Below are 24,643 nucleotides of genomic sequence, written 5' to 3' on the forward strand. Positions count from 1 at the left end.
AGTTCCACTGACTCTTCACCCTTTCACCCTTTCACTCTTTCACCTCTTTCACTCTGGCAACGCATGACAAAGCTGACGGAAGTGTTCACCGCGTTGTTCAAAGTTTGGGTACTGGTCAAAGCTCGCGCAGGCGGGAGAGAGGAGTACGACGGGTGTCTGGTGCTGTTTGGCAAGTGCTGCCGATCGCTCGACGGCTCGTTCCATTGTTTCCACAATCTCAACGCTGGAGTAATTTGCCTGCTGTAAGCGTTCGGCAAAGGCAGGGGCAGCGTTACCAATCAAAAGTACCGCAGTCACGTTGGCTTGAATGGCAGCGATCCAGGCAGCATCGTCGCCCTGTTTTGCTTCGCCGCCTGCAATGAGGATAGTGGGATGCTTGACGGCAGTGAGTCCCACTTCGGCGGCATCGTAATTAGTTGCTTTGCTGTCATTAATGAAGTCAATGCCGTGCCAGGTGCGAATATGTTCTAGGCGATGGGGTACGCCAGAGAAGTTAGCAATAGCATGGGCGATCGCGCTTTTATCAATGCCTGCCAGTTTTGCGGCGGCGACTGCCATCAAGAGGTTCTGTCGATTGTGCGCTCCCGGCATTCGTAGCAGACTGATCGGCAAAATTAGTTCGGTAGCCGTTCGTACCCAGGCATCTTCAATGTAGACGCTGTGAGGGGAGTTGCCAATTAATGCAGCCTTGCCGTTAACGCTTGTCCAGCAGGCGGTTTCGCGCACTGGATAAGACGCTTGTTTACCTAAGTTCCGCAAGTACGGATCATCGCCGTTGAAGACCTGATGGTGAGACTGGTTGAGTAACTGAGCTTTAATAGCGCAGTAGCGTTCCAGCGTTTTGTGGCGACTCAGATGGTCGGGTGTGAAGGTTGTCCATACACCGATGCGGGGTGCGATCGATGGCGATGATTCGATCTGATAGCTACTGAGTTCAGCGATCGCCCAGTCTGGCTTTTTGTCACTGAGCGCCACTTCACAGGCGGCAAGCCCAATATTGCCAAAAGCCGGAGCAGCTAATCCTGCGGTTTGAAAAATAGCGGCAATGAGTGTGGTTGTGGTTGTTTTGCCATTAGTGCCTGTAATGCCAATCCAGGGGCAAGGCTTCAGATGTTGCCACGCTAGCTCTGTTTCGCCGATCGTTTCAATGCCTAGCTCTCTGGCACGTACTAGCCCTGGTAGATCCCAGGGCACACCAGGGCTAACGACAAGCCGCTGGACAGATTCTGTGTGCAATACTTCCACACGTGCCGGAGTGAGGGATTCGCCCAACTGTCCCGTGATGCCTTCAGCGGTCAATACCTGCTGCTGTTGCTGTAACCCATCGGAACTGCCGGAATCACTGACCGCTACCTGCCACCCCTCACGCTTGAGTAGTCGGGCGGCTGCGAGTCCCGATTTTCCCAGACCGATCACATAGGCTTTGGGCATAGCTTGCGGTGTTCCTGCGTTTGCATCCCTCATGGTACCGCTTAACGGACAGCAAGCCGCTGGTTAGGAGTGAAGGCAAGCGATCGATAGCAACACATCACTCGCGATCGCTCACCTTTACTAACGTACGAGCTAACGATACATTCGTACTTACCATGAGCAGTGCGATCGTTAACTGCTACGAACGATCGTTAGCCTACAGTTACTTCAGCCGTGGTGACATCGGTTGCGCCACTCACGCTTCTGGCAATCTGGACTGCTTTGTTAAGGACATCCTGACTGGGCACTTTCCCCTTCAACACAACATTTGTACCAAGTTGCGCGACCCAGAGTGTTTCCACGTCGTCTAGCGTAGAATCTTCATCAAAAGCGAGGGCAACCCGCTTGGCAAGACCGCTCTGGTCGTATTCGCCGTTTAACCCCACGCGCTCAGGTGCGATCGTACCAGTTGCGGTTTGTTCTGCTGCTGGCACCTCTGGCGTTACAGGAGCCGGAGCTGGATTGACTTGAGCGCCCGCAGGCTTTTCCTTACCAAAAATTCGTTGTAACCAACCCATAGTTTTCCTCCCAAAAAAATGCCTTCTCAACCGCAGGTAACTAACTGATACCAATTAAGTTAAGAACACACACATTCTGTCGGTGTACAGCGTTGATACGCCCCTACCCAACGAGTGATCTATAGCGATCCCGCTCTAAACCCACTAGGAGTATGTCTTGCTGAAGGAAGGATTTTCTCTAAATAGACGAATGGTTAGTTGCTTAATTAAGGTGAGAGACGGAATTTCGAGGGAAAACCTGTCAACACGGGGCACAAAAGTTGGCAGTGATAGGGCTGTCTTCAGCTTTTGACGATCGCCCCAAAGTCCGCCAGGACTCTTGCATGATTGCGGAGTACACCCAGTAAGTACAGCCGATTTTGCTTAATGGCTGGGTCATTATCCATCACCAGAACGCTATCAGCACCGTCAAAGAAGCGACTCAGCGTGGGTGTGGTCTTGCTAAGGGTTACGACCAGGGTTTGGTAGTCTTGCGGTTGCGCTGCCATAGCGGTGTGTAGTTGGCACAAGGCATCGTAAAATGCTTGCTCCGACTGCTTTTGAAATAGCTTTGGCTGAATGACGGCAGTGGGGTCAAGGTGTTTGGTTGCCAGGTCGCTTTGAGCAGCGAGGCGAGAGGCTCGGTTGACCACCTCGTAAATCGTTGCCAGGGTGCCATCTTGCCGACGAGCTTGTAGGAAGAGGGCACGATCGCGCACGTCCAGCAAATCTTGCAGCGCCCGCTCCGTGTATTCAGCATCGTTTTCGCCCAGCACTGCACTTACTAAGTCATAGTCTACGTGCTCGTCTTCTTGTAGCAAGGTGCGGGTGCGCTGAAGCAAGAAATCTCGCAACTGCTGCCTCAGCTCGTCCAAACTTGGCTTCATGACTGCAGCAAACGAGGTCTTGAATGCCTCAGTGACGGCTTCGACCAGAGTGGACAAATTGAGGGGCAGCTTGGCATCCCAAATAATTTTGACGATCGCGTTAGCGGCACGGCGCAGCGCAAAGGGATCAGAGGAACCAGTTGGCACCAAACCCAGCCCAAAAATGCTGACTAATGTATCAACGCGATCGGCAAGCCCAACGATTTGTCCTGTCAGGGTTTGAGGCAGTGTGTCTCCAGCACCTTTAGGCAGATAATGCTCGAAGATGGCAGTGGCAACTGCTTCTGTCTCGCCACTGGCGATCGCGTATTTTTGCCCCATCACGCCTTGCAGTTCGGGGAATTCGCCCACCATTTGCGTTACCAGATCCGCTTTACAGAGCAAGGCTGCACGCTGGATATCTTGCTGCTGTTGCGTATCCTGCTGTAAGCGTAGCTGGTCGGTAATTAAAGCAGCGTTTTTGCTAATGCGATCGACCTTTGCCCGTACCGATCCCAGGCTTTCCTGAAAGGTAACGGTTTCGAGCTTGGGTAGGTAGTTTTCAAGGGGAATGGCGCGATCGGCATCAAAAAAGAATTTGCCATCCGACAGACGGGCACGGATGACGCGCTCATTGCCAGCCGCAATAATGTCAGACTTGGCGGGATCGCCATTAGAAATAGTGATGAAGTAGGGCAGCAGCTCGATCCCATCTGCTTGCTTAAGCACTGGGAAGTAGCGCTGATGGCTCTCCATCTCGGTCGTGATAACTTCGGGCGGCAACTCTAGAAAGTCTGGCTCGAAGGTGCCAACGACAGCGCTGGGCCACTCTACTAGATTGGTGACTTCGCGCAGCAGCCCAGGAGTGATAACGGCAGTCCCACCAATTTCGGCAGCGGCAGCTTGTACCTGGTGTTGAATTGTTTCTTGCCGTTGGGCTAGGTCTACCGTAACAAACGCAGACGCAAGGGCAGCTACATAGGTATCAGCATGAGAGAGGGCGATCGGTTGGGGATGGAGCACGCGATGCCCCCAGGACTGTCGATCGCTGGTGCAAGTTTCGGAACCACTAACCAGGGCGATCGGCAGTACGGCATCATCTAGCAGTGCCACTAGCCAACGGATTGGGCGCGAAAACCGTAGGTCGCCATCGCCCCAAACCATAAACCGCTTGCCCTGAAGTGCAGTAATCCATGCGGGTACAAGCTGTTGCAAAATGTCGGCGGTGGGTTGCCCGGCGATCGTTTTACGCACAAAGGTAAACTCCCCTTTTTCCGTCGGGCGAATTTCTAGAGACGAGAGCGGTACGCCTTGCTTCTGGGCGAAACCGATGGCAGCTTTCGTGGGCTCACCGTCTTTGAAGGCAGCTTGTGCCGGGGGACCTTTGACTTCTTCTTCTTGATCAGGCTGCTGTAAGGGCAACCCTTTAATCAGCACTGCCAGCCGTCGCGGGGTGCCATAAAACTCGATCGCCGTTGGAGTCAGGTAATGGTCTTGCAGCGTTTGCGGCAGGCGCGATCGCCACTGCGCTAGCGCTTCATCTACAAAACTGGCGGGCAATTCTTCAGTTCCAACCTCGAGCAAAAACGTTGCCATAACTCCCGAACCTAGCACCAGACAGCTTTTAATTTCATCAGTTTACCGTGCTAAGAGACGGCTGGGCGGTTTGTTGACCGACACGACTTGACCGCTCACTACTTTGTCGGCTGCACCGTTGGCAGGGGCGATGCGTTTGCTCCAGGTAGCAATGTGGCGCATGCTCCTAGCTGCGAGGCTTTGAGACCAAGGTTTGAGGTCACAAGCGGCGCGATCGTGTCTTGCTCAATCCAGCCGCTGACTCCTGGCTTGAGTGTGGCGGCAACTGGGGCTGTAGCTGGCGTATTTACACTGGTAGGCGCAGGTGAAACGGATGTGGGTGCAGAAGCGGATGCGGGTGTGGAAGGCAAAGAGCAAACTTTGAGCTTGAGCCAATAGCCGCGATCGGGTACTGCCTGTCGGCTTGAGATTTGCAGCACAGCTCCAACGGGAAGCGTTCCTAAGCGCACACTGGCACTCTTTGGTAATGTCGATTGCCCTGGCTGGCTCCACAGCGTCAGCGGTGTTTCGGTCGCTGTAAGTGTAAGTGTTTCGGCAGTCGTGGGTGTTGCCTCAGCTGTAGGTGTTGCCTCAGCCGTGGGTGTTGCTTCAACTGTATTGCGCTGTACCTGAATCAGTGCCCCAACCGTTAACGTCTCTACGTTAGGTGCTGGACTTTCTGGTGAACTTGTAGGCGCTGGTGTTGTAGCGATCGGCTCTGGTGAGGGGCGCGTTCGTGATCCCAGTAGCACCTCTGTCCACAGTCGCAAGCCTGGAAAAGCAGCATAAGCGATCGCGCCTCCTATCCCCAGCACCACTAGCAAAGACAGTAAGGCTAAAAAGGGGTTGGTTCTTGGCTTGCGGGTTGGTAGAATTTGCGTTCTGGCTTGCGTTTGGGCAGCAGCAGAGACCTTCTGTGTTCTACCTGTTGTTGTATCTATGGTGGGGTCCATGTTTCCGCCCCCATTGGCACCCAAGTCAGGCACATCCATAGCTAGATTGAGCGGCGCGTTGGTACCAGCAAGTTTGCTAGGGCTGACCTGGCAGTGCAACAGCCCAATCGTGACGTTGTCATGTCCATTCACATGATTGGCGATCGCTAGCAAGCGCTGACTTGCTGTAGCGACATTGACCTTGCCGTCTAGCAGCGGTAGCAATTCGCTCTGCCAGTATTCATCGACGCGATCATAGTCACTCAAGCCATCAGAGCACAACAAAAACACGCAGTCCTCATCCAGCACAAAGCGCTGCACAGTCGGGTGCAGCAGAGTTGAGGCATTCATCCCCAACGCCTGCACCAATGAGCCAGATCCCGGTTGTTGGAGCGCTTGACGGTACAACGCATAGCCCAACCGTACCTCCCGCGATGCCAAATCATCATCCAGCGTGACCTGATGGCAGCCAGAACGGCTTATACGGTAGATACGGCTATCGCCAACGTGGGTGAGATACAGTTCGTGGTCACGAGCCAGGGCTGCCACCAATGTTGTGCCCATGCGCTGTCGTTCTTGCCGCTGTTCGCTGTCGTTGCGCTGGCTGATGATATCGTTGGCTTGCAGTGCGACCCGCTCCAATTGCACCATTAAGACTGTCGGTGCTGTTGTGCTGCCTTGTAGTACAGACTGTAACTGGTGTTGTACGGTGTCGATCGCCAGGTTAGAGGCAACATTGCCACCTTCATGCCCACCAATACCATCGCAAACCACGACTAACGGCTGCGTTTGCGTTGGATCAACATCTGCCCAAAGCGTGCCACTGGGGGGATAGCAAGCATCCTCATTGCGTTGTCGGCTGGGTCCTTGGTCGGTCACAGTGGCGATGTGCAGCTGACGAGACTGCGATCGCCCTCGGTCAGCTAGGGCGCGATCGAGCAGTGCTACAAGCTGTTCTGCATTCCGTATGTCCCCCTGCTGCATCAACTGGCAGAGCTTGCCCACGAATGCCGCAATGTCTGGTTTCGCTGTGGGTTGCCACCGCTGCCAGAGTTGCCCTAATGCTGCCAGTGTAGCTGGTGTTCGACCCTCTGGCTGCAATGATAAGAGTCGTACTAACGATCCCTCTACTCGTAGCAGTGTTGGCTGCAACAGCGACGCTGCCACGCCTTCGCCTGCAAGCGGTTCCCAAAGCTGTGCGATTTGCCAGAGCCAGTGAAGCTGACGCAAGGCGCTAGCCTGCTGCCAAACAGCCGTTAGCTCGGGCATCAGTTGTCCTTCAAGCGGCTCTAACGATGCACTCATCACCCCTTCTGGGTAAAGTGGCGCTTGCTCCAGCAGCCAAATGCCACTATTGCGTTTTTGCGGTAAGGTCACTACCCCATAAACCTGCGGCACATGCAGTTGATACGACACTAACCGCAGGTAGGGTTCGAGGTCAGGTGAAATTTCAGTCGGTGCCTCTGGTAATAGCCCAGGTTTTGTATCCAGCACAATACGAGGCTGTTTGACGCTATAGCGTTCCGCCAACAGTTCACCCAATCGACAGGACTCTATGCCTTTACCGATCGCCCACAAGTAACGCTTGGGCAGAAAAGTATGGCACTGCTGGCAAGACCGTTGGCGCTCCGAATTGGGAGCCTGGCAGGCGTGATTGGGGCAGTAGATTGTTGTATCGCTGTGCATGAAGCGTCCTTGCCAGGTCTATTTACGCCTATTACAGCGTTTCTTCAATGGATCAGCCATAGTCTATGCCAGACATGACTGCGGCTCTCCCCATGTTAAACCCAGTCGGGAAGTCGGTGTTACTTAAGTATGTCGGTAGTGTTGTTCAGCGCATCGGTGACCCTAAGGACATTGCCATGATCGTCATCAGCAAACCGAGTTTGTGTTCTTTGGCATCAACAGCTTGTAACTTCTGCTTTGTGCGATCGCACTGGGGCTGATGTATTAAATAGGCAAGGCAACAGGGTTTAATGAAGATTTATTGATGCGTTACGCTATCGCTAACGCATCCTACAAGATCGGGCGATTGCTCTTGAGCAGATATACAGCAAGGCTGCTGTTAATTCACCTAAAACCGGGAGATAAACAGCTAAACTCTGTACGATAAATTGTTGGGCTGCTTCTCGTATCTGTTAAGACAGTGGTTTGAAAGTTGCCTGTTAAAGTTGATATTTTACTAAATTGCAAGGTTGTCAGTGAGGTCTGATGAATTGGCTGAGTTTGCAGAAGCGCTTATTCAACTTGACCCAACCCAAGAGAGTGGCAGAAAAGTACCGCTCAAAATTGGTTCACTTCTTTACACCCTACATTTTCGAGTCTCCAAAGATTCGGTTTCAAGTGCTGTTGAGCCTATTGGAGGATCACCAGAAATTGAACCAGGGCATAGCGGTTTAGTTCAGGTTGTATTTCTCGATCGTGTTCTAGACCCTGCTTTAGAAGTCGGATGCCAGTTCTACCTGTATGAAGGTTCAGTGTTGATAGGTAAAGGTGAATTAACCCGAAGATGGCAAGGTGAATTTGAAAGAAAACCAAATAATCTAAATCCAACAATCGATGAGGTGAGAGCTTGGGCATATGATGAAGAGGCTTGGCTAATGGATCAGGATGAGGACGTAATCCTGTGCAGACCGCGATACATTTCCGTTCTCAAAGAGTTGGTTTTGGATCAAGGTTGTGCTGAAAATAAAAGGAAAGAGATTCTTAAGATGCTCAAGCTTCACGGCATCTCCTAAATATCCTGAACATACTACATGCATCCCAACACTACGTTGGAGCCGAATGAAGAGAGTTTATCGGTTAGAGTTGAAGAATACTGCATCGGCTCAACTCTGCCGTTGTGTTGCTTAGCGCGATCGCCGATCTTGTAGGATGTGTTAGCGCTAGCGTAACGCATCAACGAATCGTCATAAAAACCCCTGTGAAATCGTCTCTCATCGTCATGTGATCGCCCCAAAAAGTAGAGCGATCGCAGTTCTTGTGACTGGAGGAGCGATCGCTATTCACCTTGTGGCGGCGTTGCATCCGGTAGTGCGCCACTCTCCTGCATCAAGCGAGGATAAATCAATAGAAAAAAGACCATCCAGACCACCACTGGCACTGCTACCAGCACGGTCAACCAGATCGTGTGCATCAAGCCCCAGCTGCCACCAATCAACACCGCACCCGTTAACAAAATTGACCAGGGTTGGCACCACCACGGTTTGTACGCCCAGACACTGCCTGCTTTAGACATGGTGATCGATTTTTTAGAAAGGTCACATTTATCGTAGTGCGTGATGGAGAGGAGGAAGTTCTGAGTTTTAAGTTTTGAATTGCGTTTCTGCCTTCTACCTTTTGCCCTTTGCCTTCTACCCTTTGCCTTTTGCCTTTCCCCTTCCGTCATGAGTATTTTTGCTAACTTACCCTAAAATGGTGGGTGGTAAGTAGATATACACAGACGGGAAAGCTATGGCTGCTGGCGAATCTCAAGTGCAAGGTCCTCTTTCAGACCGCGAACTCCAGGTGATTGAACTGGTTGCCTCTGGCTTAACCAACCAGGAAATTGCCGAAAAGCTAGAAATTAGCAAACGTACCGTCGATAACCACATCAGCAACATCCTGACGAAAACCGAAACTGACAACCGTGTGGCGTTAGTGCGGTGGGCGTTGCAGTGGGGTAAGGTCTGTATTGATGAGGTTAATTGCTGCGCGTTGCCAAACGCCAATTTGCCTAAGCTTGGTAATGAAGCTGTGTCGTGATCGCATGCTTTAGCTGACCTGCTAAGACGAGAGATTAGGGATGAAGGTAAACGCTTCTCTCTTTGGTCGATCGTGCAGCGTTAGTGCTTATGCTCGTAGGCAGTGCTAGTAAAGCTTAGTTTTGAATCATTGGGAGAGATGGATTGGACGATCGCCTTCGTTGCCCAGGGCTGCCGCTGGCTGTCTATCGTGAAGTGGCTGCCCATCTTTGCCAGGTGGATGGCATTACCGTAGACCTGCTACCGCAGCAGTCGCAGCAGTTTGACTATCGCCTGAGTCAGATTGATAGTCTGCGGATTCAAAGCATTGCGGATGCAGACTCGATCGATTCTGAGCAGGTGAAACGAATTTTGGCGTACTATAGCGATCGCTATGGTGCTTGGGAAGCAGTCAATTTAGACAACACATGGGTTTAATTCAAGCGCAACGGGGCACGCGAGATATTCTGCCGAGTGAGATTGCCTACTGGCAACAGGTCGAGGCAGCGGCTCGAACAATTTTGCATCAAGCAGCGTTTGAGGAGATTCGCACCCCTATTTTTGAGCAGACCGATCTGTTTGAGCGCGGCATTGGTGAAGCAACCGATGTTGTGGGCAAGGAGATGTATACCTTTCAGGACAAGGGCGACCGATCGCTGACCCTTCGTCCTGAAGGCACGGCTGGCGTTGTGCGTGCGTTTATCGAGCATGGCTTGCACGCGCAAGGAGGCGTACAGCGTCTCTGGTATATAGGTCCGATGTTTCGTTATGAGCGTCCGGGGACAGGACGACAGCGACAGTTTCATCAGTTGGGTGTGGAGTTGCTGGGTAGCGGTGATGTCCGGGCGGATGCCGAAGTCATTGCGATCGCGGTCGATCTGCTGCAAGCGGTTGGACTCAATGATCTACAGCTAGAGCTAAATTCGCTCGGCACTCGCGACGATCGCATCCAGTACCGCAGTTTGCTGGTGGATTACCTGATGCCTTACAAAGCGGATCTTGATCCAGATTCTCAAGATCGTCTCACGCGCAATCCGCTGCGAATTCTGGATAGCAAAGATGCTAAAACGCAGACAATCCTGCAAGGGGCTCCGCTGTTGGGTCACAGCCTTAGCGTTGCGTCTCAGGAGCGGTTCGCAAAAGTGCAGCAGCTCTTGACCAATTTGGGCATTGGCTACACGCTGAATCCGAAGCTAGTACGAGGGCTAGATTACTACAGCCACACCGCGTTTGAGTTTCAGTCTAAGCAGTTTGGCACTGTTGGTGGTGGTGGACGCTATGACGGCTTAATCGCTGAATTGGGCGGTCCCGAAACGCTCGCGATCGGCTGGGCGATCGGGCTGGAACGACTGATTGGGCTTTTGCAGCAGCTTGCACCGAGCCAACCAACCGCGATCGATTTTTACATCGTTTCCAGAGGCGAGGCGGCTGAGGCACAGGCTTTGAAGCTGGCGCAAACGCTGCGTCATGCAGGCTTCGTCACGGAGCTTGATCTCAGCAGCAGTGCCTTTGGTAAACAGTTTAAGCGTGCCGATCGCAGTGGTGCAGCGGCTTGCTTTATCTTGGGCGATGCCGAAGCCGCCAATCAGACGGTGCAGCTTAAGTGGCTGGCAACCGGAGAGCAACAGGCAATCGCTCAGGCTGATCTACCAGCGCTTGCCGACACACTCCATGAGCAAATTGCCCGTAGCCGCAATGACCGATCCACCACCACAGTTTAGTCCAGCTGAACTGCTCGCATGGCAGCAGGGCATCGACGAAGCTAACAAAAACAATATTCTCTGTCACTGTCGGCAGTGCGATCGTGAATGGATTGCTTCGACTAACGAATCCTGTTCCTGCGGGAGCGATCGCGTGGAGCATATTGCCTGCTGGCAATTTCCCGATGATTAAGACCAGCTTCCTTTCTCCACGCTGTTAAGATCCCCTGCCTACGGCTTCCCACTTTGTAAAGGGGATTGAGGGGTCTCTCAAGCTAGTGCGTCAATAAGGGTATCAAGCGCGATCTCAGTCTCTTTCGGCTCAGACTCTTCTAGGCTCAAAAACGCGCTTCGTATTCCACCAAAGCACGACTATCACCAGAGAAATCGCTAGAACCGCGCAACAAGATTTGATCGTTGAGACGGTAGCGGATGCCAAACTGGGTGGGTTCGTTAGACGTAAGAACTTTCAAGGCAGAGAGGGAGAAACTGGGGGTAATGTCGATCGCGGCTTCGGCACCTAGACCAAGAGCGGACGTACCACGGCTTGAACCACGTGCTCGATCGGGGCGAGTCACAGTAGGAAAGAGCCGAAATTCGCTAAGTCCCAGCGCATTGCCAATTACACCCTGAATATTGCTCAACAGAGCAGACCCAGCCAGGTTAGCGATCCCCAGAGCCGTGTCGCCTCGCCCTAAAGTATTCACGAAGCCAGCACCCAGCAGGGACACAATCTCAGTTTCACTACGAGCGGGACTGCTGGTGAGCGTAAGATTGTCTGACAGGCGGCTAGCGGGACCCTCTACCTGTGCCTGAACCCGCACCGTTTGCAAGGAGCCGTAGGCAGAGGCTGTAATCGTTGAGTCGTTGATTTCGGACGACAGCGTTGATGTGGGCAGGCGGCTACTGGTCACCTCTGCCACAGATGTAATAAGACGCACATTCAGGTTGGGATCAAGCCCCTGATTCTCGACAAACTCAGCAGTTTGGGGGTAGCCACGCGCCAGCGTGAACTGAGTTGTGAAGAGATTAACTTGACCCGATCGAAGACTAATCAGCCCCTTTGGTTTTAGCTCGTCCAATGTGCCGTTGATCGTGAGATCTCCAGTCGCGACGAAACTTAGTAGGGGGGCACTTACAACCCGGACGCGATCGCCCAACGAAATCAGCAAGTTGTTAAACGCAATGACAGTCGCGTTATCACCTGACGCAGCATTTCTGCTAGTAGCATTCCCGCTGGTGGCATTCCCGTTAGTAGTCGCGCCATCATTATTGGTAGCTTCAGTGCCCTCCGAACTCGCCAAAAGTACCTGCCCATTTGACAGTTGAATCGTGCCACCAATGACAGGACTCAGCGCAGTGCCTGTGACTTGAACATCACCACCAACGCCGCCCTGATATAACCCTTTCAAATTTAGAGAAACCTGATCGAGAGAGACGTTGAGAGGCGTTTGCTGATCGGGATCGTTCGGCGACAGAGTGGCAAAAATCGGCAGCACGCCAGCCGCAGTGACCTCGCCCCGCGTGAACTGCCCCGTTACTTTATCTACCCGCAGGCGATCGCGGTCAAAGCGAATGGTACCCGTTACATTTGTCAGCGGTTCGGGGAGTGCTCGTGCTTGTAGCGTCGCTTTTTCAAAGCTGGCAGTACCAGTGGCGATCGGCTGCTGAAGCGTGCCCTGCACTTCTACATTGACTTGCCCAGCGCCATCAACCCAAGCAACTTGATTATTCAGCAAGTTGAGCAACGCCAGCCCTTCGTCTTTCACATTGATGCTGAGTTGAATCTGGTCGTTATCCGGTTCCACAGAGGCAAAGGGTAGCTTTTGAGGCACGCTACCCGTGAGTGTGACTGGCTCGGTGCCGCTAATCAACAGACGACTGCCAAAGTTGAGACGAGCATTGCTATAGCCAAAGTTACCCTGTGCCTCCTGAACATCAGTCCCATTAAGTACACCGTTAGCTAAACTTAGGAGTCCAATCACCTGCGGATTACTTTGGCTACCCGAAATCGTTGCAGTGGCATTCAGGTTGCCTTGCACATCTAGCGGCAGGTTAAGTAACTCCGTTACGCGATCGACCGGAATATTTTCCATGCGGAACTGCCCCGACTGCGTTGCGCCGCCTACTTGCCCCGAAAACGCAACTAGTGAGTCATCTGATTGAAAACGTAAGGGCAGCAGCGTCAGGACACCATTCTCGAACGTGCCGCTTGCCACAACCTGTTTCGCTGACAGGTCACTGCCCCACTGCCAGTCTTGTCCACTTAGGTTGAACTGGGCATTGATGCCAGTCCGTAACGAACCTGTGGCTGTGACTTCGCCGCTAAATGCCCCTTTCAGCTCACTAAGTTCTGGTAAGGGTGATGCCTCACGGGTCGCTTGTGCTTGTGCTTGCAGCGTCTGAATTTCAGCGATGCGGCGGATTCGATTGAGCAGAGCGGTACGGGATAGTTCAACTGGTACAGTCTGGAGGTCAGCAGCCGTACCATAAGCAGGCGAGTCTGCGCCCCGTGCAAGGTCAGATAAATCGAAGAGCTGAAGCAATTCCAGCACATCCTGAAGTTGCCCTTGCGCGACTGTTAACTTCGTCTTGAACTGCGGATTGGCACTAGCAATGTTGGCACTGGCATCCAACTGAAAGATGCTTTGCCCGCGTCGCAATTCGGCTCCGCTTAACGTCGCGACACCATTGTTCAGGCTAATCCGCCCACCAAATTGGCTTGCCCGGTAGGTGCCGATCGCCGGATTAGTAATTGTCAGCTGCCCATTAGCGTTCAACTGGCTGAGATCTCCGGTTCGTAGTCGGCTCCGACTCAGCGCTACAGTGCCGTTTAGCTCACCCCCTAAAGGGAAAAAGACGGCTGTAGCAGACGTGTTGAGGAACGAAAGCGGAAAGTTTTTCGCGTCCACCAGCAGTAAATCGCCCTGAGTTCTGCCTGTTGCAATGGCTTGATCGCGCTTGATGTCAAAGGCAACAATCTGGTAGTCAGAACCAAGCGTGAGTGCAATGCGGTCACGCTGCCCGGTCAGGTTTAAGTTCACACCTTGCGCCACCCGCAAACTGCCCCGCAGTGGCGATTCAAAGGCGGTGCCATTTAAGACAAACTGGCGTAGCGTTAAGCCTCCGTTAATGTTGGGGCTGGCAGGGCTACCAACTAGCCGCCCTGCAAAGTCTACGCGCCCAGAGTAATCGATGTTGCGAGGAACGGGAAGCGCGATCGCCTGCAAGCTGTAGTTGCTGGTGCGAACGTTCAGATCCAGTCCGGTGACTGCTGGTCTGCCCGTTAACCGTGCAAAAATGGCACCGTTGGCGCTAAACCCTGGAGCCGTTGCTCTCTGCAAAAGCACTTTTTGTCCATCCCATCCAAACTGAGCGTCGATCGGTGCCGCAATGACCGAAATGCCCTGCGATAAACGTCCCTGCCCCTGAGCGCGTACGCTGGCTGGGCTAAAATCTGACAGCGAACCAGAGAGCGCGATCGCCCCACTAAAGAACCCGCGCAAGTCTTGAGAAAAGCGATTGAGCTGAATCTGAGAACCTGCCACCAACGCCTGCCAGCGTCCTCCTTGTGCCCGCGCCTGGGCGCTCACGCTACTGCCTGCGATCGCCAGGTTCGTATTCTGGAGCGTGGTGATGCCGTTAGCAATAATGATTTCGCCAGTGCCAGCATATTCTGCTTCGGGAGCCTGCCAGCGAATAGCGGTACGAGGATTTGCAGTGGTGCCTGTCACTACTGCCTGAGCGCTAACTCGACCAATCGCGATCGGTAGTGCCCTGCCGTTGCTGTAAGCGCTAGCGATTGGTTCAGCGGGTACATCTCTTGCCTGAAGGCTGAATGCCAGTTGCACTGGATCTCTGAGGCTAACCCGTCCTGCCCCTGTAACCTGTCCACCCGCTGCGGGTGATGCTTGAATGTCTGGGATCGCCAGTGCCAACGTTGCCGTACTTAGCTGAAACTGGGCACTATATTTGCTTAGGTCAATACGATCAACCCTGCCCGGTTTGGTATTGCGTGCTACCCCTGTAATCACCGGCTGCTGAGTTTTTCCCGTTACTTTCAGGTCTGCCAGTACTTCGCCTGATACTGGTACGGGCAGCTTCAACTGAAAGGTCTGTACCAAGCGAGCCAGACTGATTGGCTTTACTTTCGCCGCGAGATTAAAGCCTTTGTCAAAGTCCAGCGTACCGTTTGCCAGTAGAGGAATCTTGCCCTTGCCAAAGAATGCCGTAGTATTCTCTAAGGTCAGCAACCTCCCTACAAGTTGCAGCGTACCCTTTGCCTGGGTAAAGGTATAAGGGACTTTGGGAATAGCCAGCGTGGTGCCTGTAAACGTTGCCGTGCCCATCACATACGGCTGTTTTTGGTTGGGACGAAACTCTACACTGACGTTGCCATTGGCGCGACCGGCTGGAAGGTTAACAGGAAACTTGACCAGGCGATCGATTTCAGCCAGGGCAAAATTCTGCCCCTGCACCTGCAAATTAGTTCGTGATGGCGATCGTAGCGTTTCGCCGTTGAGCTTTAGGCTGCCACCGGTGTTCGATTGCCCTGCAAGTTCATAGGCAATGCGTTGATTTTGGTCAAAGAAATTAGCGCTGCCGTTAAGTTGCGAAAGGTTTATGGGTGCTGCTTTACCGCCGCCAGCCTTAGCAATTGGCACCAGCGTTGCTCTAGCATCCTTAAAGCGAATGGCTTGAAACTCAGTTTTGACAGGTCCCTGGCGCTCCTCGTCCGAGATTTGCACCGCGATCCAACTGCCATCTCGTGCCTGCTCTAGATAAAGGTTTGGTTTATCGAGCGTAATATCCAGATTGAGATTGCGGGTAAGCAGCAGTTGAATAGGGTTGAACGCGACATCAACGGCTTCAATCGTGACGCGATCGGGATCAGTTGCCGTGGGTGGCACCGACGATCGACCAAAGCGCAAACTGGTCAGCGAAACTCGTTCCACCCCACCCAACTGCACGGGACGCCTTAGTGACTGACTCAGATTCGCCTCAATTAACGGAGCCAACCTCTCGTTGACAAAAAACCAGCCATACCAGGCTCCTCCCGCCACTCCTGCCAGCAACGCAACGCCCAGCGGCAAACCAATTCGCCTCAGCAAACGTGACCGTGAGCGTCTGTTGGAATTAGAGCCGGGATCGCTCCCCGGACTTGGCAAATTCGTCATTTGCGAGGGGTGAGGTAACTACTGGAGCCAATATACTGCCTACGCCTGCGAATCTCCCATTCTCTGAAAACTTTTAATTTAAGAATTTTGCAGAGGGTCGGAAGTCGGAAGTTTCACAGATGAATTTTCGAACCTTGCACTTGAAGCACTAAGTTTTGAGCTTGAAAGTCTGAGTTCTGAAGTTGAAACACTGAGTTCTGAACACGAGGTATCAAGTTATGAACTGCAACATCCGAATTCTAGGGTCAAAATACCGATTTCTCCGTACAGGGTTGAGTTTTGGCAATCAAGACTTATGCCGAGCCGATATAACTAGTTGTGCGTTCTATGCGTGCGATCGTTCGAGCACGTACCTGGATGAGTTTGACAACGTGTCTTTTGACATCAAGGTGAATGCTGTTCCAACAATAAGAGCGATTATTTGAGGTTTTGCACCATGCCTGTTTGTTGGGGCAGGGTGTGTGAGGAGTGAGTCAACTTAACATATGAAACGACGCTTACTATTACCCACCGTGTTCCTGCACGGAAGCATTCTGTTGGGCACAAGCGCTCAAGCGGTTGCAATGCCCGTTGCTGCCAATGAAGAACGCACGGGCTCAAGACAGACTGTGAACAAGCCGCAAACGATTCTGCGATTGAAAGAGTTCGATCGCCCTTTAACCCGTGCTGTATGGCTGTTGGCAAAACCAACCGTTTCAACTGCCATTAGCCAGTCATTACAACTGGATGAGCAGACACCCTCTGACAATGAAGCAGAAGAAGATGAAGCGGAAGAAGAGATTGTAGTTGAGGGTAAAAAAGTACCTGCTAACACTGCTCCTATTTACACCATCACTGGTGAGGAAATTGACAAACAGGGGGCAACCAGCGTTACAGAGGTGTTGCAGAGTCTACCCGGATTTGCCATCAATGACGCTGGGTTTGGCGCAGACATTCATACCGGCTTTTATTACCGGGGCACAACGACTAACCAGAATACGTTTTTGTTGAATGGTAGACCGATCGGTAGCAATGTCAATACTTACCACGGTGCTACTGACCTAAATACATTTCTGACGGGTGGCATCGATCGCATTGAACTCTCCAGCGGCACAGCGTCTACACTCTATGGTTCTGAAGCGTTTGGTGGCGTAGTCAATATTCTCACTAAAGAAGAAATTGCACCCATTAAGTTCAGTGCGCTGGCGCAGGGTGGTTCCTATGGGCAGCAGAATTATCGCGCGGGTGTTGCAGGCACCCTGAATGCATTGAGCTATGCCATTGGCTATGAGCGCTTTCAGGCTGATAATGATTACCTAGTGCCCAGAGGGGCAGCAAACCGTGGACCCGATGGACGGTTGTTTAACGGGGATACCAAGTTTGACAACTACTTTGGTCGGTTAACCTACCGAGTTGATTCCCGCCATACTTTGAGGCTGGATGCTTACGCGAACACTAGTCGTAAAGGGCTTTTGTACTTTGGGTTTCCGCTCCAGCGCGATCGCTTGGAGCATGACGGCTTAAATATCGGGTTGTCATGGAATGCCCTGATTGGCGGTAGTGATGATTCGATTCTGACTGCAACCATTGGCTACAACCGGGACAACTTCAACACCTTTGGTCCGACGCAAAGCGTCTTTTTCCGTCGAGGTGCCTTAGAATCTCAGGGCTTGACCGCAAGAGTTGAGCACAATTGGCAAATTCTAACCTTCTACAACCTGCGCTACGGGCTTGATTTACGCAGTGAGTTTTTTGAGGGCGAAACGCTCAGTACTGTGCCGAGCCTGACTCGCTTCAACGCGGCAGAGAAGCGCGATCGTACCAATACAGCCCTGTTCGTTCTCAACACCTTCAAAATCCTTGCTAATGTGCAGCTTGAACTAGGTCTACGCCAGAACTTCAACACCGAGTACGACAGTTCAACTAACCCTAGCGTTGGTACAAGGTGGGACATCACCTCAGACATTGCTTTGCGAGGCAGTTGGGTCTCAGTGCGTCGTAACCCAGGCTTAGACCAGTTGTATCTCTTTGATACCGTTCACAACTGGTTGCCAAACCCAGACTTGGAACCAGAGACAGGTTCCGCGTGGACAGCAGGGATTGACTTTAAGGTAACGTCCAGTCTCTCTGCCCAACTCACCTACTTTGGCAACCGTTTGGAGAATCGCCTTAGCGTCGTGGCTGGACGCTGGCAAAACATTGGTCTGGTCAATACGAATGGGTTTGAGGCAGGTGTGCGCTGGAAACTAACGCCGCAACTTTCGGCACTGTTCAACTACACTTACACCGATGCTCGGACTGAATCAGGTGTGGAGCAGGGCTTGCAGCTAAGTACCATTCCCTTCTCAGTCGCTCAAATTGGCATTGGCTACGACTGGAACGGGTGGCAACTGAATTTCTATGCCAACTACAATAGTGGTTCTCGACGTGCTTTATTTGCCGAGACAGGCGTAGACACGCGTAGTTTTTCGTCTTCGTGGCTCAACCTGGATTTGAATGCGCGAATTCCGATCGTCCAAAATGTTGCCTTTCTGGTTTATCTCGAAAACTTAGCTGATGTCAGCTACGAACGAGTGAACCGTATCTACCAACCGGGTTTGACCTTTCGCGTCGGTTTATCTGCCGCTTTTTAGCCCGCTCTCTCTGCTCCTGTGAGAAACCCTCTCCCCTCACCTCTTCCTCCCTCAAATCGGTAGAATGAGGAAAACGAATCGAGAGCAAGCACCATGATTCCTACCGTCATTGAGCAATCTGGTCGAGGCGAACGTGCCTTTGACATCTACTCGCGGCTGCTGCGGGAGCGGATTGTGTTTCTAGGGCAGCAGATTGATGCCGACCTGGCAAATTTGATTGTGGCTCAGTTGCTCTTTCTGGATGCTGAAGATCCAGAGAAAGATATCTATGTCTATATCAACTCCCCTGGTGGCTCGGTTTCAGCGGGGATGGGCATTTACGATACGCTGCGGCACATTCGTCCAGATGTCTCGACCATTTGCGTTGGGTTGGCTGCTAGCATGGGCGCGTTCTTGCTCAGTGCAGGTACGAAAGGCAAGCGGATGAGCCTACCCCACTCTCGCATCATGATTCACCAGCCGTTGGGTGGCGCGCAAGGTCAGGCAACCGACATTGAAATCCAGGCAAAAGAAATCCTGTATCACAAGCAGCGTTTGAACGAAATGCTGGCAGAGCATACCGGGCAGTCGATCGAGCGTATTCAAGAAGATACCGAGCGCGACTTCTTTATGTCTGCCGAAGAAGCAAGAGATTACGGTTTGGTTGATCAGGTGATCGACCGTCGCCCCTCCGCAACTCATCCAGTGACTGAGAACTAAAGCGTCCAGCGGTTAGCTATTAGCTTTAGAACTGTGCAAAGTGCGAAATTAAAAGGTCTACCATTTTGGGTTGCCATGTTTGATTTTGCCTTTAGTCATACGATGTACAACTAAAACCCGCATTCCAGCCCTTCTTCCAAAAAAGAGGGGCTTTTGAGTCTTTTCAGCTCCTTACTTTTTACCTAGAGAATAGATGGGCTGTGCTTCTTCAGTGAATTAGCGGCACGATCAGTGTGCTGAGTGACAGCGCTGTGTCAGAATGGGGCAACTTTGTAAACTTGAACGAATGTCAAACGTGCTAGAGCAAGCTCAGGAAGCGTTTCGCCAGGAAAACTGGTCGTTACTGACGCATTGTTTACAGCAGTTGTTGAGCAAGGCTCCCGCTCATGTGCCTGCAACTGTCGATCACAACCCGTTGCTGCCCACAGCGGCTGAGATGGTGGTGCTGCTGGAACTGGCGATCGCCGCTCTTGAGGCGGGCGACTTTCAAGACCGTTGGGAGATTGCCAAACTGCTTCCGATCTTTGGCGATCGCGCGATCGCACCGCTCATCACCCTACTTCAGGACGATACGGCTGATCTGGAGGCACGCTGGTTCGCTGCCCGGATCCTTAGTGGCTATAGCCACCCTGATGTCATCAGGGCATTAATGGATTTGCTGCAAACGACTGACAGTGAAGAACTCAGCAGTATGGCAGCCGAGTCGCTGGCAAATTTGGGTACGACAGCGATCGCTGCCCTAACAAACCTCCTGGCGATCGACGATACACGCCTCTTTGCAGTGCGGTCGCTGGCACACATTCGTCGCTCGGAAACAATTGCTCCCCTGCTGACAGTGGTGCGTGATCCTAATCCGGCAGTCCGAGCGATCACGATCGAAGCCCTGGGCAGTTTTCATGATTCTCGTGTGCCGCCCGTGCTGGTAAACGCGCTTCATGACGAGAATGCAACAGTCAGACAGGTTGCGGTTGAAGCGTTAGGTTTTCGCCACGATCTGACTCTACCACTGGCGTTAGTCACGCTACTGTCGCCACGCCTGCGGGATACCAATGCGGCAGTTTGCCAGCAAGCGGCGATCGCGCTGGGACGGCTGGGCACCGATGCTGCCGCAGAGGCGCTTTTCGCTGTGCTCAAGTCTCCGCAAACGCCACTACCCTTGCAAATCGAGGTTGTTTGGGCACTCACCCGGATTGGCAGCGCGATCGCCCTAGATTATCTTCGACAAGCACTGCCTCTGTTGCAGGAGCCAGCAGCCCAACCGCTCTGTCAGGCGCTCATTACTGCTGTTGGGCAGTGGGAAGTCGCCGAAACCAAGCCCCAGGCAGCTCAACTGTTAATGGCTACCCTTGCCACCCCGCTTGTAGTGGATCAGCCTACGCTCAGACAAGCGATCGCGCTTGGTCTCGGTCAATTAGAGCAACCAGACGCGCTCGAAACTCTGATGCAGCTTCTGGCAGATGAAGCGATGGGTGTACGGCTCCATGCTATTGCGGCTCTTAAAGCTCTCGATGCTCAAACTGCCCGTCAGCGGCTAGAACAGTTGGCACATAGTGACTTGCCGGAGCCGCTGAGACAGGGTGTGGCGATCGCGTTACGAGAGTGGTAGCCAGGAAGAGTAAAGGAGTGAAAGGGCGTGGCTTTTTTGTGTGGAAGTGCCTGTTACAGACGCTCACCAGTTACTAGGCTTAAAACTAACGACTCATCAGCAATCCTTTAACAGCGCCTTTTTGCCCAGATACTTGCACGGACACTGTAGAATGCGGCAAACTGACGCTAGTCAGATACATTGACTGATTCCGCCCGTGCCAGTTTGCCCCTGGCACCCTTCTTACTCCTCAAGATGAAGATAAATGCCGCTTTCCAATACCCATCGCCGAACCAAGATTGTTGCCACCATTGGTCCAGCAACTAGCAGTCCAGAGGTTCTGCGCGAGCTGATCGAGGCAGGTGCAACAACTCTACGCCTCAACTTCTCCCACGGAACGCATGAGGATCACCAACGCAGCATTCGTCTCATTCGCCAAACCTCGTTTGAGTTGAACCAACCAGTCGGCATCTTGCAAGATTTGCAGGGACCAAAAATTCGACTGGGACGGTTCAAAGATGGGTCGATTATTCTTAACAAGGGCGATCGCTTCACCCTTACCAGCAAGCTTCTAGAAGGCACTCAGACTATTAGTTCGATTACTTACGAACCGCTAGCAGACGAAGTGCCAGAGGGTTCGGTCATTTTGCTGGATGACGGCAAGGTGGAAATGTTTGTTGAGAAAGTCGATCGCGCCACACGCGAACTTCACTGCATCACGGTCGTTGGTGGTGCCCTTTCTAACAACAAAGGGGTCAACTTTCCGGGCGTTTATCTCTCCATTAAGGCACTGACGGATAAAGACCGCAAAGACCTGACCTTCGGGCTTGACCAGGGCGTTGATTGGGTTGCCCTCAGCTTTGTGCGAAACCCGCAGGATGTGCTGGAAATCAAAGAACTGATCGCCAGTGCGGGCAAAAATGTGCCTGTGATCGTCAAAATTGAAAAACATGAAGCGATTCAAGAGATGGAGTCGATCCTCTCTATTAGCGATGGCGTGATGGTGGCACGGGGTGATCTGGGCGTAGAACTCCCTGCAGAAGACGTACCCGTGCTGCAAAAGCGGCTGATCTTGACGGCAAATCGTATGGGCATCCCAGTCATCACCGCGACTCAGATGCTAGACAGCATGGTACATAGCCCCCGCCCCACTCGTGCTGAAATTTCTGACGTGGCGAATGCCATTTTGGACGGTACGGATGCGGTGATGCTCTCGAACGAAACTGCTGTGGGTAAACATCCCGTTGAGGCGGTGGCAACCATGGCACGTATTGCGGTGCGAATCGAGCAGGAAAAATGGAAGAAGGCGATCGAGGACAGTGGACGATCGATTCCCAATGCAATCAGCCATGCGGTAAGTCAAATTGCCGACCAGTTAGATGCAGCGGCGATTATGACCCTCACAAAAACAGGAGCCACTGCCCGCAATGTCTCTAAGTTTCGCTCCGCTAAACCCATTTTAGCGATTACGCCTCACGTCGATGTCGCGCGGCAGCTTCAGCTTGTTTGGGGTGTCAAGCCACTACTTGTCCTGGATTTGCCCTCAACGGGACAGACGTTTCAAGCTGCGCTGAATGTGGCTCAAGAGAAAAATCTTCTGTGTGAAGGCGATCTCGTTGTCATGACTGCTGGCACCTTGCAGGGTGTTTCTGGCTCCACCGACCTGATTAAGGTGGAAATGGTTACCGCCGTGCGTGGTAAGGGTGTGGGTATTGGTCAGGGCATGATTAGCGGTAGAGCAAGGATAATCCACAGCAGCACGGATATGAGCCACTTTAATCCGGGCGAAATTCTAGTGGCACAACATACGGGCGCTGAATTGATTGATACCATTCGCAAAGCGGCTGGCATTATCACTGAAGACGGTAGCCTCTCCAGCCATGCGGCTGTGATTGGGCTGCGCTTAGGTGTACCTGCGATCGTCGGCGTGAAGAATGCGACCTCAGCCATCCGCGATGGCGAAATTGTCACCCTCGATCTACAGCGAGGGTTGGTCTATTCGGGCGCGGCAATTCCCAATCAGGTTGAGCCAGCGCTACCTGTTTAGAGGGCTGAGGGCTGAGGGACAAAAGGCGGTACTTCGTGCCGCCTTTAAGTTACTGTGCTAATTTGCCCAATCTTTTGCCCAAGCAAGGGTTTTGTGCACTTGCTCTAAGGTCGCCGCTTCGCAATAGAGCCGTAAAACTGGTTCTGTGCCGCTAAAGCGGATCAATAGCCAGCTTTGGTCGTCGAGGCGAAATTTGTAGCCATCAACAGAAAGGCAATCAATGACGCGATGCCCGGCGATTTCAGTTGGTGGCTGGGTTTGGAGCTGGTTCAGCAGCTTTGCCCGTACATCCATACTGGCAAGGGGCAGGTCAATGCGATCGTAGCTAGAGAAAAAGCCCGTTCGTTCTTGTAGCTTGCGGTAGAGGTCGCTCAGGTCTAACCCAGAGTGGACGATCGCCTCCAGCACATACAGCGCTGATAACAGGGCATCGCGCTCGGGGATGTGGTTACCGTAGCCGATACCGCCTGATTCTTCGCCACCCAGCAGCACCTGGCTTTCCAACATGCGATCGGCAATGTATTTATAGCCAACGGGCGTTTCAAAGACCGGCAAGTTGTAGAGTGCTGCTACTTTGGGCATCAGGTCAGAGCCACTGATGGTCTTTACCAGTTCACCGCTGAAGTTACGACGAGCAACCAAATGCTCAATCAAAACTGGGATGAGGATTTGTGAACTGAGAAAGGTTGCCTGTCCATCGACAGCTGCAATGCGATCGCTATCACCGTCAAACACTAGCCCCACTGCCAAGCCAGCCGGATTTTCCTGCCGATAGGCGCGAATATGCTCAAAAAAGCTGGTTAGATAACGCGGTAACGGTTCAGGTGCGCCGCCACCAAACAACGGGTCGCGATCGCTATGTAATTCTCGAATCGGTGTTTTGAGCAGTTGTTCCAGACCACCTGCCGCCGCTCCGTGCATCACATCCGCAAAAACGGTCAGCTTGCCCTGCTGAATGGCTTGCCGAATGGCTGCAATATCTACCTTTGTTTCCAGCCCCTTGCAGTAGCCTTCCCAAGGATTGAAGGTCTGTAGCTTACCCGGTGTGCCCTGAACCGTTTTGCCTTCCGCCAGTAGCGCTTCTACTTGCTGCGTTACCGCAGGCGGGACAGAGCCGCCAAACGCACCCTTAATTTTTAAGCCAGAATAGCTGCCAGGATTATGGCTTGCAGTGATGACCAGTGCGCCCAAGGCATTGTGTTCTTTCGCAGCCCAGCTAAAGGCAGGTGTGGGCGCGTAACCATCTGACAGCAGCACATCAAAGCCAGCCGCTCTCACTGCTTCAGCCGTTGCCAGCGCAAAGTCTTCGGACAGGAAGCGCCGATCGTAGCCCACAATCACTAACCGCTTGGCAGTTGTGCTGCCATAGACGTTCGCCAAGACATGAGCCGCTAATGGTGCTACTAGCGTCAGGCGATCGAAGGTGAAGTCTGCGGCAATTAACCCCCGCCAGCCATCAGTACCAAACTTGATCGGATTTGACATAACCGACGTTGGAGAAGGGTGATTCATGGACAGACAGCCTCATGTTCGTTGTGATTCTTGCCATTTGAGTGTATGCGTAGAATAGCCCCTTCAGCTACCCTAACCCTCTTTTTAGACGAGTCGTACGATCGCCATAATCACCGCTAGCATAGGTTTTCAGCTTGGGTTGTCGGGATTCCGTTCTAACATAGGTTTACCAAACCTTCAAGCGACAGGGCTAAACCTAAACTCTGAGTTAAGACTTGCTATTTTTTCCGGTTTGCTGCCGACTGTCTT

General features: G+C 52.6%; 17 protein-coding genes and 1 pseudogene. 10 read left to right on the forward strand and 8 right to left on the reverse strand.

Features of this window, described 5'->3' with window-relative positions; translation table 11 throughout:
• Window positions 1–48: 48 nt before the first annotated feature.
• From murD to H6F76_RS26500, 4 genes are all read right to left on the reverse strand, one after another.
• Entirely contained in the window at window positions 49–1,431 is a 1,383-nt protein-coding gene (murD, locus tag H6F76_RS26485; protein ID WP_190512960.1) for a UDP-N-acetylmuramoyl-L-alanine--D-glutamate ligase, read from the reverse strand.
• Window positions 1,432–1,622: 191 nt separating this feature from the next.
• Window positions 1,623–1,988, reverse strand: a complete 366-nt coding sequence (locus tag H6F76_RS26490; protein WP_190446368.1) for a BON domain-containing protein — start codon at window positions 1,986–1,988, stop codon at window positions 1,623–1,625.
• A 281-nt stretch (window positions 1,989–2,269) separates the two neighbouring features.
• Window positions 2,270–4,429 carry a glycine--tRNA ligase subunit beta gene (gene glyS, locus H6F76_RS26495; protein WP_190512779.1) on the reverse strand — a complete coding sequence of 720 codons (2,160 nt, stop codon included), beginning with the start codon at window positions 4,427–4,429 and terminating at the stop codon, window positions 2,270–2,272.
• 98 nt (window positions 4,430–4,527) lie between these two features.
• Window positions 4,528–7,026 (reverse strand): protein phosphatase 2C domain-containing protein, encoded by a 2,499-nt coding sequence (locus tag H6F76_RS26500; protein ID WP_190512780.1) that lies wholly within the window; start codon window positions 7,024–7,026, stop codon window positions 4,528–4,530.
• Between the two features lie 65 nt (window positions 7,027–7,091).
• Here H6F76_RS26500 and H6F76_RS26505 point away from each other — a divergent pair, with 65 nt between their 5' ends.
• Window positions 7,092–7,286 carry a hypothetical protein gene (locus H6F76_RS26505; RefSeq protein WP_190512781.1) on the forward strand — a complete coding sequence of 65 codons (195 nt, stop codon included), beginning with the start codon at window positions 7,092–7,094 and terminating at the stop codon, window positions 7,284–7,286.
• A gap of 255 nt (window positions 7,287–7,541) precedes the next feature.
• A complete protein-coding gene (locus H6F76_RS26510) occupies window positions 7,542–8,078 on the forward strand; it encodes a hypothetical protein (protein WP_190512782.1) in 537 nt (178 codons plus the stop codon).
• Between the two features lie 160 nt (window positions 8,079–8,238).
• Here the strand turns inward: H6F76_RS26510 and H6F76_RS31210 are convergent, their stop codons facing one another.
• The gene (locus H6F76_RS31210) at window positions 8,239–8,367 is read right to left on the reverse strand and encodes a hypothetical protein (protein ID WP_277881289.1); all 129 of its coding nucleotides are present in this window, start codon (window positions 8,365–8,367) and stop codon (window positions 8,239–8,241) included.
• Window positions 8,342–8,578, reverse strand: a complete 237-nt coding sequence (locus H6F76_RS26515) for a DUF6737 family protein (protein WP_190512784.1) — start codon at window positions 8,576–8,578, stop codon at window positions 8,342–8,344. Before H6F76_RS26515 ends, H6F76_RS31210 begins: the two co-directional genes overlap by 26 nt.
• Window positions 8,579–8,793: 215 nt before the next feature.
• Here H6F76_RS26515 and H6F76_RS26520 point away from each other — a divergent pair, with 215 nt between their 5' ends.
• The 4 genes from H6F76_RS26520 to H6F76_RS26535 all read left to right on the forward strand — a co-directional run bounded on the left by H6F76_RS26520 (window position 8,794) and on the right by H6F76_RS26535 (window position 10,955).
• Window positions 8,794–9,084, forward strand: coding sequence for a response regulator transcription factor (locus H6F76_RS26520; protein ID WP_190446372.1), 291 nt, complete (start codon window positions 8,794–8,796; stop codon window positions 9,082–9,084).
• A 143-nt stretch (window positions 9,085–9,227) separates the two neighbouring features.
• Entirely contained in the window at window positions 9,228–9,500 is a 273-nt protein-coding gene (locus tag H6F76_RS26525; RefSeq protein WP_190512786.1) for a hypothetical protein, read from the forward strand.
• Entirely contained in the window at window positions 9,491–10,783 is a 1,293-nt protein-coding gene (hisS, locus tag H6F76_RS26530; protein ID WP_190512788.1) for a histidine--tRNA ligase, read from the forward strand. Before H6F76_RS26525 ends, hisS begins: the two co-directional genes overlap by 10 nt.
• Window positions 10,758–10,955: a hypothetical protein gene (locus H6F76_RS26535; RefSeq protein ID WP_190446375.1), complete on the forward strand. Its 198-nt coding sequence runs from the start codon at window positions 10,758–10,760 to the stop codon at window positions 10,953–10,955. The genes hisS and H6F76_RS26535 overlap by 26 nt, the downstream gene beginning before the upstream one ends.
• 145 nt (window positions 10,956–11,100) lie before the next feature.
• Here H6F76_RS26535 and H6F76_RS26540 read toward each other — a convergent pair whose 3' ends face one another.
• Entirely contained in the window at window positions 11,101–15,939 is a 4,839-nt protein-coding gene (locus tag H6F76_RS26540; RefSeq protein WP_190512792.1) for a translocation/assembly module TamB, read from the reverse strand.
• A 485-nt stretch (window positions 15,940–16,424) separates the two neighbouring features.
• Between H6F76_RS26540 and H6F76_RS26545 the strand changes: the two genes are divergently transcribed.
• The 4 genes and pseudogenes from H6F76_RS26545 to pyk all read left to right on the forward strand — a co-directional run bounded on the left by H6F76_RS26545 (window position 16,425) and on the right by pyk (window position 22,882).
• Window positions 16,425–18,551 (forward strand): TonB-dependent receptor, encoded by a 2,127-nt coding sequence (locus H6F76_RS26545; RefSeq protein ID WP_190512794.1) that lies wholly within the window; start codon window positions 16,425–16,427, stop codon window positions 18,549–18,551.
• An 81-nt stretch (window positions 18,552–18,632) separates the two neighbouring features.
• Window positions 18,633–19,250 (forward strand): annotated as a pseudogene (clpP, locus tag H6F76_RS26550) (ATP-dependent Clp endopeptidase proteolytic subunit ClpP); the annotation flags it as partial.
• Between the two features lie 286 nt (window positions 19,251–19,536).
• Window positions 19,537–20,856: a HEAT repeat domain-containing protein gene (locus tag H6F76_RS26555; protein ID WP_190512796.1), complete on the forward strand. Its 1,320-nt coding sequence runs from the start codon at window positions 19,537–19,539 to the stop codon at window positions 20,854–20,856.
• A gap of 244 nt (window positions 20,857–21,100) precedes the next feature.
• A complete protein-coding gene (gene pyk, locus H6F76_RS26560) occupies window positions 21,101–22,882 on the forward strand; it encodes a pyruvate kinase (RefSeq protein WP_190512798.1) in 1,782 nt (593 codons plus the stop codon).
• 57 nt (window positions 22,883–22,939) lie between these two features.
• Here pyk and H6F76_RS26565 read toward each other — a convergent pair whose 3' ends face one another.
• Window positions 22,940–24,367 (reverse strand): phosphoglucomutase/phosphomannomutase family protein, encoded by a 1,428-nt coding sequence (locus tag H6F76_RS26565; RefSeq protein WP_242036862.1) that lies wholly within the window; start codon window positions 24,365–24,367, stop codon window positions 22,940–22,942.
• Window positions 24,368–24,643: the final 276 nt, after the last annotated feature.

The sequence above is a fragment of the Leptolyngbya sp. FACHB-321 genome (assembly GCF_014695975.1).
Classification (GTDB): domain Bacteria; phylum Cyanobacteriota; class Cyanobacteriia; order Leptolyngbyales; family Leptolyngbyaceae; genus Stenomitos.